Source organism: Microbacterium sp. TPU 3598 (assembly GCF_002356155.1).
Taxonomy (GTDB): Bacteria; Actinomycetota; Actinomycetes; order Actinomycetales; family Microbacteriaceae; genus Microbacterium; species Microbacterium maritypicum_A.
Map to the genome: position 1 here is coordinate 2,618,954 of NZ_AP017975.1, position 12,242 is coordinate 2,631,195.

12 protein-coding genes and 1 pseudogene are annotated in these 12,242 nt (G+C 68.1%); 3 read left to right on the plus strand and 10 right to left on the minus strand.

The window, feature by feature from the left end; all coding sequences use genetic code 11:
* Positions 1 to 130 precede the first annotated feature (130 nt).
* Positions 131 to 1,549: an HNH endonuclease signature motif containing protein gene (locus MST3598_RS12410; protein WP_231924883.1), complete on the minus strand. Its 1,419-nt coding sequence runs from the start codon at positions 1,547 to 1,549 to the stop codon at positions 131 to 133.
* A gap of 174 nt (positions 1,550 to 1,723) precedes the next feature.
* Between MST3598_RS12410 and MST3598_RS12415 the strand changes: the two genes are divergently transcribed.
* Together MST3598_RS12415 and MST3598_RS12420 are read left to right on the plus strand one after the other, a co-directional pair.
* The gene (locus MST3598_RS12415) at positions 1,724 to 2,092 is read left to right on the plus strand and encodes a DMT family transporter (protein ID WP_029259636.1); all 369 of its coding nucleotides are present in this window, start codon (positions 1,724 to 1,726) and stop codon (positions 2,090 to 2,092) included.
* Positions 2,089 to 2,412 (plus strand): DMT family transporter, encoded by a 324-nt coding sequence (locus MST3598_RS12420; RefSeq protein ID WP_029259635.1) that lies wholly within the window; start codon positions 2,089 to 2,091, stop codon positions 2,410 to 2,412. Before MST3598_RS12415 ends, MST3598_RS12420 begins: the two co-directional genes overlap by 4 nt.
* 41 nt (positions 2,413 to 2,453) lie before the next feature.
* On the opposite strand, the gene MST3598_RS12425 is transcribed toward MST3598_RS12420, so the two are convergent.
* From MST3598_RS12425 to MST3598_RS12440, 4 genes are all read right to left on the minus strand, one after another.
* The gene (locus MST3598_RS12425) at positions 2,454 to 3,119 is read right to left on the minus strand and encodes an SDR family oxidoreductase (protein WP_029259634.1); all 666 of its coding nucleotides are present in this window, start codon (positions 3,117 to 3,119) and stop codon (positions 2,454 to 2,456) included.
* Positions 3,120 to 3,150: 31 nt separating this feature from the next.
* Complete coding sequence (locus MST3598_RS12430; RefSeq protein WP_029259633.1) at positions 3,151 to 3,687, minus strand: hypothetical protein; 537 nt, start codon at positions 3,685 to 3,687, stop codon at positions 3,151 to 3,153.
* A gap of 188 nt (positions 3,688 to 3,875) precedes the next feature.
* On the minus strand, positions 3,876 to 4,811 hold the full coding sequence (gene murQ / locus MST3598_RS12435; protein ID WP_029259632.1) for an N-acetylmuramic acid 6-phosphate etherase: 936 nt from the start codon (positions 4,809 to 4,811) through the stop codon (positions 3,876 to 3,878).
* Positions 4,801 to 5,694, minus strand: a complete 894-nt coding sequence (locus MST3598_RS12440; RefSeq protein WP_029259631.1) for an N-acetylglucosamine kinase — start codon at positions 5,692 to 5,694, stop codon at positions 4,801 to 4,803. The genes murQ and MST3598_RS12440 overlap by 11 nt, the downstream gene beginning before the upstream one ends.
* A 109-nt stretch (positions 5,695 to 5,803) precedes the next feature.
* Here MST3598_RS12440 and MST3598_RS12445 point away from each other — a divergent pair, with 109 nt between their 5' ends.
* Positions 5,804 to 6,661, plus strand: a complete 858-nt coding sequence (locus tag MST3598_RS12445) for a MurR/RpiR family transcriptional regulator (protein WP_021199879.1) — start codon at positions 5,804 to 5,806, stop codon at positions 6,659 to 6,661.
* Positions 6,662 to 6,772: 111 nt separating this feature from the next.
* On the opposite strand, the gene MST3598_RS12450 is transcribed toward MST3598_RS12445, so the two are convergent.
* The 5 genes and pseudogenes from MST3598_RS12450 to MST3598_RS12465 form a co-directional block, all read right to left on the minus strand.
* Complete coding sequence (locus MST3598_RS12450) at positions 6,773 to 7,888, minus strand: substrate-binding domain-containing protein (protein ID WP_029259630.1); 1,116 nt, start codon at positions 7,886 to 7,888, stop codon at positions 6,773 to 6,775.
* 62 nt (positions 7,889 to 7,950) lie between these two features.
* Positions 7,951 to 9,321 (minus strand): multiple monosaccharide ABC transporter permease, encoded by a 1,371-nt coding sequence (gene mmsB / locus MST3598_RS12455; protein WP_021199881.1) that lies wholly within the window; start codon positions 9,319 to 9,321, stop codon positions 7,951 to 7,953.
* Positions 9,318 to 10,055 carry an ATP-binding cassette domain-containing protein gene (locus MST3598_RS18865; protein WP_442922807.1) on the minus strand — a complete coding sequence of 246 codons (738 nt, stop codon included), beginning with the start codon at positions 10,053 to 10,055 and terminating at the stop codon, positions 9,318 to 9,320. The genes mmsB and MST3598_RS18865 overlap by 4 nt, the downstream gene beginning before the upstream one ends.
* Positions 10,019 to 10,798: pseudogene (locus tag MST3598_RS18870) on the minus strand (ATP-binding cassette domain-containing protein); the annotation flags it as partial. The gene MST3598_RS18865 and the pseudogene MST3598_RS18870, both read right to left, overlap by 37 nt.
* A gap of 299 nt (positions 10,799 to 11,097) precedes the next feature.
* On the minus strand, positions 11,098 to 12,111 hold the full coding sequence (locus tag MST3598_RS12465; protein WP_021199883.1) for a LacI family DNA-binding transcriptional regulator: 1,014 nt from the start codon (positions 12,109 to 12,111) through the stop codon (positions 11,098 to 11,100).
* Between the last annotated feature and the right edge of the window lie 131 nt (positions 12,112 to 12,242).

Here is a 12,242-nt window from a genome sequence, read left to right on the forward strand (position 1 = left end):
TCGACGGGCGTTCCTCACGGCGCTTGTCGCGGAGCGCGCCGCAGATGTCCGAGTGCGAAGGATGACACGATCGGGCTGACGCCGAGCCGCCGGGCTGATGCCGAGCCACCGTGATCGTGCAGCGACACCGTCACGCGGCGATGTCGAAGCGTGCGCGCCCGCCGAGCCTCGGGGTTCGCGCAGGGTCGACGTATCGGGGCGGAATGAACCACACCCGCGCTCCACTCCCACTCCCGGTTCCGGTCCCGGTCCCACTCCCGGTTCTGGTTCCGGTTCCGGGAGCGTCGATGCGGATCTCCCACCCGTTGTCGTGGATGCGATGGTGACAGGTCTCACACAGCAGCACCCCGTTGGAGAGATCGGTCGGCCCGCGATCGCGTGTCCACCAGCGGATGTGATGCGCCCTCGTCATCTCCGGCGGCAAACCGCACATCGCGCATCCCCCGTCACGCTCCACCAACGCCAGCCGTTGCGCCCGGGTGAACAACCGTTTCTCCCGCCCCCAATCGAGAACCTCACTGTCCCCACCGAGAACACACGGGATCACGCCACCCCCGGCCGCCATCCGCCGCGCCGCCCCGACACTGACCGGCTGATCCACACCATCCACGGTCGCCGACCCGGTCCCGGCCTCCAGATCATCGAGACCCACCCGCACGATCACCGTCGCACCCGCCACCGGAACCCGCCGCTCACACCCGAGCACATGCGCGCAGAACACCGAAAGAGCATCCGCCTGGATCATCGGCACCGTCCGCCGATCCCCATCAGGAGCGCCCGCATCGGGAGCATCCTTCCGCGCCGCGAACACCGCCGTCACGAACCCCCGGATCGCCGTCACCACCGGCGCCGCGGTCTCCACATCGAGAACCGCGTTCAGATGCACCATCCCGTCCCGCTCGAACAGCGACAACGCCCGCCTGCCACGGCGCTCGTCCTCACGCGGCTCCACCCCATCCGGGTCAAGCCACGCCTCCACCCGCACCACGAGCATGCGCACATCATCGAGCGCGAGCCCTGCCGCCTTCTCCACCAGCAGCCGCTCCCCCTCAGCGATCCGCTCCACCCCCGCCACAACCCGGCACCGATCCAGCGCCGCGATGATCACCGCCGCCGCCGGAGCCCCCAGCACCCCCGCATCCAACGCCGCACTCACCAACGGATACCTCGCCGGCAGACGCGCCCCCAGAAGATCACTCCGCGGCGCCGTCGCCTCACCCACCCTGACAAGACGCGACGCCTCACCCCTCGACACCCCCGTCGCCACCGCGATCAACGTCGCCGGACTACGGAAACCCTGCTGCTTCGCCAGACTCCCCGCACCCAACTCCGCACGCGACTCCCGAGCAATACACGCCGCCACCGACACATGCACCGCATCCAACCGACGCCGCAACACCCCGATCGACGCGCTCACCACGATCAACTGCTCCCGCGACAACTCCCCCGAATCCCCCACACCCGCCCACACCTCATCCAAGCGAGACATCGCCTCGTGCAACGCGGTCAAATTCGGCATACTCGATTTTACCGCGACCACCACCGACATTCGAAGCTATATTCGAATCCATGCCGGCATATCAGCGGTGACACGATCCCTCTCCTGTCCGACGTCGACAGCTCGCTCCCGTCCCGCTCTCGACCGCCATCGATTCCACACGCGCCGGGAATCCTGCACGCCGCCCTCGCGTTCTCCCCCTCGGACCCTCCACGAAAGGCCCCGATGACAGATCGCCCTCGCCGTTCGGCATGGCCGCCCCTGCTGCTCGCGATCGCGCTGGAGGTCACCGCGACCCTCTCGCTGCGTGCGGCAGAGGGATTCACGCATCCGCTCTGGCTGATCGTCGTGGTTCTGGGCTACTCCGGCTCACTGTGGCTGCTGTCGGTGGTGCTCGATCGCGGCATGGCCGTCGGGGTCGCGTACGGCATCTGGTCGGCGATCGGAGTCGTGCTGACCGCTGTGCTCGGCACCGTGCTGTTCGGCGAGCTGCTGGGACCGGTGCAGATCATCGGCGTCGGCGTGATCGTGGTCGGCGTGCTGCTCGTCGAACTCGGTTCTCACACGCGCGAGACGACGGAGATCACCCCATGACCTGGCTGCTCCTCTCCCTCGCGATCGCCAGCGAGGTCACCGCGACGTTGAGTCTGCGCGCATCCGAGGGGCTGCGACGTCGCCGTTGGATCCCCGTGATCGTCGTCGGCTACCTCGCGGCATTCACACTGCTCGGCACGATCCTGGCGATGGGAATGCCGGTGGGCGTCGCCTACGGAATCTGGGCCGCCGCCGGCGTCGCACTGACCGCCGTGCTGGGACGGGTGATCTTCAAAGACCATTTCTCGAGCATGATGGCCGTCGGCGTCGCGCTCATCGCCGTCGGTGTGGGGATGATCGAGTTCGGCGGCGGGCACTGACGATCGCCAGCGCCCGCGACTGATCGAGCGCCCCGCACCCCTCAGTACTGCGCCGAGAACGCGCCGTCGGACTTCAGCAGTTGCCCGGAGATCCAGCGCCCCTCGTCCGACACGAGGAACTCCACCACCGCAGCCACGTCCGCCGGCTGCCCGAGGCGCCCGAGGGGCGTCATCGCGGCCAGACCCGTGCGCGTCTCGTCGTCCATCCAGCCGGTGTCGATGGGGCCGGGGTTCAGCACGTTCGCCGAGATCCCGCGCGGACCGAGCTCGCGCGCCGCAGAGATCACGAGGCGGTCGAGGGCACCCTTGGATGCGCCGTACGGGAGGTTGCCGGTGACGTGGTCGCTGGTGAGCGCGAGGATCACTCCCCCATCGTCGCCGATCTGCCGCGCGAACGCGGCGATCAGCAGCAGAGTCGCCCGCGCGTTCACGGCGACGTGCAGGTCGAAGCTCTCGGCGGTCGTGTCGAGGATGCCCGACTCCATGTCGTGCGCGTGGCTCAGGATGAGGGCGGTGATCGGTCCGTGCGCGGCGGTGACCTCGGCGATCAGCGCCTCCGGTCCCTCGTGCGTCGAGAGGTCGGCCGGGTGGTCGGCATCGTGCAGGTCGCTGGTGACGACGGTCCATCCGGCGGCGCGCAGTCGAGGGACGATGCCGGCGGCGATGCTGTCGGCACGGGCGGCACCGGTGATCAGAGCGAGAGGCATGTCGCCACGCTATCGGAACCCGGAACTCCCCTCACGTCGCCAGGCACATCAGGGCGACCCCGGCGGCCAGCGCCCACGATTCGGTCGCGACCATTCGCGCGGTGCGCCCGTGATGGACGGGCTCGACGAACCAGTCCGCCACGACGGTCCACAGCACCACGCCGATCACTCCGGCGACGATCACGACCGACAGCAGCCCCGAGAGACCTCCGTGACCTCCGTGCGCCCCCGCACCGGCCTCTGGAGCCTCGCCTGTCACCGCACTCTCGAACGCGCAGACGGCGAGGAGCAGGGCGATGAGCGCACGGCGGAAGCACTCGCCGGCAGCCGAGGTTCCGCGCACCCCCACCGTGCCGAGCATGGCGGAGAGCAGCAGCACGACCCCCAGCCCCAGACCGACCATCGGGGCATCTCCGGCGAGCGCGGTCACGAGCATCGCGACCGCCATGACCAGCACGGCCTGCCGGCCCTGCCACGGCACGGCGCGCCCCGCGATCAGCGAGGCCACCGCCGCGACGACGGCCGCACCGACGAGCAACCAGGGCGCCGCCGGAACGAGATCATCCACACCCGAATCCTATTGACGTCGGAGCGCCCCGGGGCCGCGCCCGGCGTCCGGAATCAACGCCGCACGCGGCAGCCTGAATCAACGCCGCACGCGGCAGCCGGAATCAATGCCGCACGCGGCGTCCGGAATCAGCACCGCGCCCAGCGCCCGAGACGCAGGTGCGTGCCGAGATCAGGTGCGTATGAAGATCAGGCGAGTGCCGCGATCGCGTCGCGAAGGATGCCGTCGGCCTCGTCGAGGGCGGATGCCGCATCCTCGGGCGTCGCGTCGGCGGCGAGCATGAGGAGTGCGAGCTTGACCGAGCCGTCCGCCGCCTGCAGCGCCCCAGCCGCCTGATCGGTGTCGACGCCGGCGAGCTGCGACACCGTGCGGATGGAGCGGGCGTGGAGCTTCTCGTTCGTGGCCAGCAGGTCGACCATCACCCCTCGATACGTCTTGCCGAGGTTGATCATCGACAGCGTGGTGAGCATGTTGACGACGAGCTTCTGCGCGGTGCCCGACTTGAGCCGAGTGGATCCGGAGATGAACTCGGGACCGGTGACGACCTCGATCGCGATCTCGGCGGCCGCACCGATCTCGGAATCGGCGTTCGAGGCGATCGCGACCGTGAAGGCGCCGACGCTGCGCGCGTAGGTCAGCCCTCCCACGACATAGGGGGTGCGGCCGGATGCCGAGATGCCGACCACCGTGTCGCTCTCCGAGAGTGCGAGCCTCCGCAGCGAAGCCTCCGCGGCGGTGTCGTCGTCTTCGGCGTTCTCCACGGCCGAGCGGATCGCGGTCTCTCCGCCGGCGATCAGACCGACCACCATCGAGGGATCGGTGCCGAAGGTCGGCGGGCACTCGCTCGCGTCGAGCACGCCGATACGGCCTGCCGTGCCGGCGCCGATGTAGATGAGGCGCCCCCCGCGCCGGAACCGCGCGGTGATGCCGTCGACGGCGGCCGCGATCTCCTCGGCGTGCTCGGCGACGGCCTCGGGCACCCGCCGGTCCTCGGCGTTCATGCGCCGGACGAGCTCAGCGGTGCCGAGCAGGTCGAGGTCGCCGCGCTCGGTCGTCGAGGCCTCGGTGTCGAGGCGGTCGAGCACGGAGAGGAGGGCGGCGAGGCGGGAATCGTCATTCGGCACGGTGGACGAACCTTTCGTGGGGGAGGTCGGTGCGGCGTGCGAGCAGCAGCGCACCGTCGAGGGCGTCACCGCGCGCGGGGACGACCCGACGCCCGGCAGCCTGCAGGGAGGAGGTGAGGCACTCGCGGAACCACGAATGCGCGGTGAGTCCGCCATGGAGCACGACGTCGGCCGTGAGCGCGGACGCGGCGGACGCCGTCGCCGTGAGCAGTCGGATCCCCTCGGTGACGATCGCGCCGGCGACGACGTCGCCCGACTGCGCGGCGTCGAGGACGAGCGGGGCGAGCGTCGCGAGGCGCCGAGGGAGCGGACCGCCGCCCGCGAGCCAGGCCTGGATGTCGGTGACCGCGCCGACGGGCTCGGCGATGGCCTCGGTGAGCACTGTGCCCGGCGCCAACCCGTCGTCGGCGCGCAGCACCGCACGCAGCGCTTCGCGCCCGAGCCACGAACCGCTGCCGAAGTCGCCGAGTTCCGGCCCCCAGCCGTCGACGAGCCGTGCGTCATCGGCGTCGATGCCGAGCGCCACCGCTCCGGTGCCCGCGATGAGGAGCACTCCCCCGGCCCCGTCGAGCGCACCTGCGTGGGCGGTGACCACGTCGGAGGCGACAGCGACTGCGGCACCGGTCTCGGCGGCGAGCCGAGAGGACAGCCCCTGCGCCGCATCCGGTGCCATCCAGGCTCCCGCGGCACCGACGCCGATCCGGTCGAGTCGCTCCCCCGCCAGGAGCGGGAGGATGGCGTCGAACGCGCTGGCCACCCCGCCTGCTGCGGCCAGGCCGGGAGCGCCGACACCGTCACGTTCGATCCGGCCCTCGGCGTCGGAGACCAGGACACGACACCGCGACTTGCCGAGATCGACGGAGGCGCTCTTCTGCACGCTCATCGGCTCTCCTCGGATCGGCGGAAAAAGGCTGTGAAAAGAGACTACATGCGAAGTAGACTCTGCAAAAAGAATTTTCACCGCACCGGCGGCACCGCACGATGGAGGACCGATGAGCATCCAGTCGACGATCGAAGCCGCGGCTTCCACGCTCACGCCGTCGCTCGCCCGCATCGCGCTGGTCGTCCGGGAGAACCCCTCGGTCGTGATCGACAACACGATCAACGAGCTGGCCGCGGAATGCGAGACCTCGGTCGCGTCGGTCGTGCGCTTCTGCCGCGCCATCGGCTTCAGCGGCTACGCGCCGCTGCGCATGGCCCTGGCCGCCGAGCTCGGCAAGGAGGCGGCGCAGTTCTCGGCACGCGGAGCCTACGGGTCGGAGATCTCCGACGACGACACCCTGCAGGAGGCGGTGTCGAAGGTCGCGGCTCTCGAACTGCTGGCGATCGAGGAGACCGTCGCCCGTCTCGACTTCGCCGTGCTCGAAGCCGCGGTCGATGCGCTCGACCGCGCCGACCGCATCCTCCTCTACGGGCTCGGCGCCAGTCGGTTCGTGGCCGAAGACCTCACCCACAAACTCCTGCGCGTCGGTCGGAACGCGCACATGCCGGCAGACCCGCACGAAGCCGTGGCCGTCTCGGTGCTGCCCACCGCTCTGACCGTCGCGATCGGCTTCTCCCATTCGGGGTCCACACTCGAGACGGTGCGCTTCCTGGAGACCGCACGCGCCAGCGGTGCCGCCACGATCGCGGTGACGTCGGCCAAGGATTCTGCCCTCGCGCGTGCGGCCGATCACCCGCTCTTCACCGAGGTGCGCGAATCGACCTTCCGCGCCGGCGCCATGGTGAGCCGCATCGCCCAGCTCACGCTCGTGGACTGCCTGTTCATCGGCGTCGCGAAGCGTCGATACACCGAGACCGTCGATGCTCTGCAGCGCACGGGCCAGGCCACCCGCGCCCTCCGCGGCTGAGGAAGGCGGCGGACGGACCACGCCGGTGCCGAACGCGAGCGAGCCGCCCCGACCCGAAGGTCAGGACGGCTCGCCGTTCCACGACGGTGAGCGTCGTGAAGAGGGTGCGTCTTACTGGTACGACTTCACGATCTCGAGGAGGCTCGGGACGTTGGCGTAGGCCTCTGCCGCGTTCTCCTTCGTGACGATGATCGGGTCGAGCAGGTAGGCCGGAACGACCTTCACGCCGTTGTCGTACTGCTCGGTGTCGTTGACGTCGACCTTCTCACCCTTCTGCAGCTGGCCGACCATCTTGATCGACTGCTCGACGAGGAGCGTGGTGTCCTTGTTGATCGTGGAGTACTGCACACCCTCCATGATCGACTTGACCGACTCGACCTCGGAGTCCTGACCCGTGACCACCGGGACCGGCTTGCCCGCACCCTGCACCGAGGTGATGATGGCGCGAGCGAGGGTGTCGTTCGGGGACAGGACGCCGTCCAGCGTCTCGGAGCTGTACGTCGACGTCAGGATCGAGTCCATGCGGCGCTGAGCGTTCTCCGCCTTCCAGCCCTCGGTCGCCGTCTGGGCGATCTCGGTCTGACCGGACACGACCTGCAGCGTGCCGTCGTCGATCTTCGGCTGCAGCACGTCCATCGCACCGTTGAAGAACACGGCCGAGTTCGCGTCATCGGGCGAGCCCGAGAACAGCTCGATGTTGTACGGAGCTTCATGACCCGCGCGCTCGGCGAGCCCGTCGAGCAGAGCCTGGCCCTGCAGCTGACCGACCTTGAAGTTGTCGAACGCGACGTAGTAGTCGACGGCTTCGGTGTTCTCGATCAGACGGTCGTAGGCGATGACGGTGACGCCGGCGTCACGGGCGGCCTCGACCTGGGTGGCGAGCTGCTTGCCGTCCTTCGCACCGATGATGATGACCTTGGCGCCACCGGTGACCATCGCCTGGATCTGGTTCTGCTGCTCGGCGACCGTGTTGCTGGCCGGCGCGTACTGCACGTCAGCCTTGAACCCGGCCTTCTCCAGGCCGTCCGTGAACAGCTGACCGGCGAGGACCCAGTTCTCCGAGGTCTTGTCCGGAAGGGCGACGCCGATCGTGGCATCGGCGGCGAAGCCCTTGGCCTCGTCCCCCGATCCGGAACCGGTGTCACCGCCGCGCTCCGAGGAGCAGCCGGTGAGGGCGAAGGCGCCCGCGACGACAAGCGCTGTCGCCGACAGAAGAATCTTCTTCATGTGATCTCTTTCTCTGGTGTGTGAAGGTCCAGGTGCGCGTGCGGTACGCGCCTGGGCCCCTACTATCCGCGCGTCTCTTCGACGGCGGGGGCTTCGTACTTCTGGCTCGTGGGGTAGTTCGTCTTGGTCGGATCGAACGTGTCGGTCGCCGGGTCCTGCTTGCGGCCGAAGCGACGCGTGAGGAATCCGATGATCGACGGGCGGCCCTGCTGCTTGTTCCAGACGTCGACCCCGACGGCGAACAGGAGCACGAGGCCCTTGATCATGGAGACCACGTCGGCTCCGGCGCCCAGGAGGGCGAGGCCGTTGTTGAGGAACGCCATCACGAGACCACCGATGATCGACCCGATCACGGTTCCGATTCCACCGGAGACGGCTGCGCCACCGATGAAGACGGCGGCGATGGCATCCAGCTCCCAGCCGTTGCCGTCCTGCGGGCCGGAGGCCGTCGCCCTGGCGACGTAGATCATGCCGGCCAACGAGGCGAGCACGGACATGTTCATCATCACGAAGAAGTCGACCCAGCGGTCCTTCACACCCGACAGTCGCGCGGCCTGCCGGTTGCCGCCGACCGCGTAGATGTGGCGACCGAAGACGGTGTTGTTCGTGATGAACGAGTAGAGGATGACGAGGGCCAGCAGGATGATGCCCGAGATCGGGAAGCTGGTGCCCTCGCGCCCGGTGGCGAACAGCCAACCGGCGACGAGGATCACGACCGAGATCAGCACGACCTTGGTGACGCTCACCCAGAGCGGCGCCATGTCGGCGCCCATCTTGTGCTGGATGCGACGGGTGCGGATCTCCCAGAACACGATCCACGCGACGCCGGCGAGAGCGAGGAGCATGGTGAAGACGTTGAAGGGCACCGGGATGAACGACAGCTCGGGAAGGTATCCCGCGCCGATGACCTTGAAGCCCTGCGGCACCGGAATCGACAGCGAGTCGCCCACCGCCTGGTTCGCGCCTCGGAAGAACAGCATGCCGGCCAGCGTCACGATGAACGCCGGCACCCCGACGTAGGCGACCCAGAATCCCTGCCAGGCACCGACCAGCACGCCGACACCGAGACCGAGGAGGATGCCCAACGGCCAGGGGAGGTTCCAGTCCTGCATGGCCTTGGCCACGACGATGCCCGTGAACGCGGCGACGGATCCGACGGAGAGGTCGATGTGACCCATGATGATGACCATCACCATGCCGATGGCCAGGATCAGGATGTACGAGTACTGGTTGACGACGTTGATCAGGTTGCCGGAGGACAGCGTCAGTCCGGTGCCCTTGAAGATCCACGTCAGCACCTGGAAGACGACCAGGATCACAACCAGGCTGCCGAGGATGCCGAACTGACGGAGGGTCGACTGCCCTCCCCCGAACATCTTCGTGATGTCCTTGAAGTGGAAGCCGCGCTTCGTTGCGGTGGTGTCGGTGGTCATGCGGATGCTTTCTGGGTCGCGGAGGTCATGCTGCGCATGAGGTCCTCAGGTGTCGCCTGGTCGGCCGGGATGCAGTCGGTGACCCGACCTTCGAAGACGGTGTAGATGCGGTCGGAGATGCCGAGGAGTTCGGGGAGCTCGCTGGAGATGACGATGACGCCCTTGCCCTGAGCCGCGAGTTCGTTGATGATCGCGTAGATCTCGTACTTCGCACCGACGTCGATGCCACGCGTGGGCTCGTCGAGGATGAGCAGGTCGGGGTCGGTGAACATCCACTTCGCCAGCACGACCTTCTGCTGGTTCCCACCGGACAGCTTGCCGACACCCTCTTCGACGGAGGGCGTCTTGATGCGCAGCGCCTTGCGATAGCGCTCAGCCACCGAGAACTCCTCACGGGAGTCGACGACGCCGTTGTGCGCGATCTTCGAGAGCTTCGCCGCGACGATGGACCGCTTGATCGTGTCGAGCAGGTTGAGTCCGAGCACCTTGCGGTCCTCGCTGACGTATGCGAGCCCGTGCTTGATCGCCGAGGCGACGTCGTGCAGGGCGACCTCCTGGCCGTCCTTGATCAGGGTGCCGGAGAGGAAGGTGCCGTAGGAGCGCCCGAAGATGCTCATCGCGAACTCGGTGCGCCCCGCACCCATGAGACCGGCGATGCCGACGACCTCGCCGCGGCGCACGTTGATGTTCGAGCCCTTCACGACCATGCGCTCCGGCACGGTCGGGTGCTGCACCCACCAGTCCTTGACCTCGAAGAACACCTCGCCGATCTCGGGGTGCGATCCGGGTAGCGGCTCTCGAGCGAACGACCGACCATGCCGCGGATGATGCGATCCTCGTTGATCTCCCCGCGCGAGATGTCGAGCGTCTCGACCGTGCGGCCGTCTCGGATGATCGTGATCTCGTCGGCGATCTGCTCGATCTCGTTGAGCTTGTGGCTGATCATGATCGACGCGATGCCCTTGGCCTTCAGCCCCAGGATCAGGTCGAGCAGGTGCTGCGAGTCGTTCTCGTTGAGGGCAGCGGTCGGCTCGTCGAGGATGAGCAGCTTGACGTCCTTGTTCAGCGCCTTGGCGATCTCGATGAGCTGCTGCTTGCCGACGCCGAGGGTCTTGATCGGCACGTCGGGGTCTTCGCTCAGCCCGACGCGGGCGAGGAGCTCGATGGCCCGCTCCTTCTGAGCCGTCCAGTCGATGCGTCCGCCGCGCTGGATCTCGTTGCCGAGGAAGATGTTCTCGGTGACCGAGAGTTCGGGGATGAGCGCGAGCTCCTGGTGGATGATCGCGATACCCGCCTGCTCGCTGGCCGCGATGTCCCTGAACCGCTGCTCCTCACCGTAGAGCAGGATCTCGCCGTCGTAGGTTCCGTAGGGGTAGACCCCGGACAGAACCTTCATCAGGGTCGACTTCCCGGCGCCGTTCTCCCCGCAGATCGCGTGGATCTCGCCGGCGCGGACGGTGATGGAGACGTCGGCCAACGCCTTGACCCCAGGGAACTCCTTGGTGATGCTGCGCATCTCCAGGATGGGGCCTGACACGGTAGGCAACGTTGCTGTGGTGCTCACGGATCTTCCTCGCGACGTGCGGTCACCTTCGATGTGACCGTTCACATCGGTATATCGTCGTCTTCCGTGGGACCGGTGTCAAGTCGGCACCGGCAATTCGAATCCGGACCGTGACACTGTTGCTGCCGGCGCCATCTCGATCCACCACGCGACGGCACGGATCGAAAGGATTCGATGAATTCGAGCGGCGCGCCAGCGCTGCACGGAACGCGTCAGCGGATCGCGGCGGACTCGCGCGCGCGCAGGATCGTCTGCAGCGGCCCGAACGTCGGCGGCTGCTCCCCCCGGATCTGCGCGAGCAGGATGCGCACTGCTCGACGACCGAGCTCGGGGAAGTCCTGGTGCACGGTGCTGAGCGTGGGAGCCACGTGCGCCGCGACCGGGATGTCGTCGAAGCCGATGACGCTCACATCGTGCGGCACCCGCACGCCGGAATCACGGAAACCGTGCATCAGCCCGATCGCCATCAGATCGTTCGCGGCGAACACCGCAGTGAAGTCACGCCGGAGCGACAGCTCCTTGCCGGCGAAGTAACCGAAGTCGGCGGTCCAGTCGCCGCGGATCGGCGGGAACGTCGGCAGATCGGCCTCGCGCAGACCGTCGAGATAGCCGCGCATGCGCGACTCCGCCTCGATCCAGTCCTGGGGGCCGGCCAGGTGCAGGATGTCGCTGTGACCGAGCGAGATCAGGTGCTCGGTCGCCGCTTTGGCACCCGCGACCTGATCGGCGGACAGACTCACTCCATCGGATCCGGACGCCGTCTGCAGGGTCACGAACGGCATGTCGACCGACATGCCGCGCAGCACATGGAACACCCGCACCTGCGGAGCGAGCACCACGATGCCGTCGGCCTGCTCACGCGACAGCTGCCGCACCGCATGGCCGATCGCCTCCGGCGTCGTGTCGGCGAGGTTCAGGGTCGAGACCGAATAGCCCTCCTCCCGCGCCGCATCCTCGATGCCGGCGATGGACGAGGTGGGTCCGAACTCCCCGATCGTGGCCGACAGGATGCCCAGCATGTTCGACTTGCTGGTGACCAGGGCGCGCGCGGCGAGGTTCGGCCGGTAGTCGAGGACCGAGATGGCGTCGAGCACCTTGGCCTTCGTCTCGGGCCGGATGCTCGGATGATCGTTGAGCACGCGGGACACGGTCTGATGCGAGACACCGGCGAGGCGGGCGACGTCGCGAATGCTCGGCAGGCGGGCGCGCTCGGAGGCGGTGGACATCACTTGCCTCCTTGCGTGTGCACGGTCACATCCCCACTACATTATGTCGGTCGACGCCGGCGCGTGCACCTCTCGACGGCGGGACCGTCGCCGAACGGCTTGTGCCCGGGCACCGGAACGACCCCCCGGTT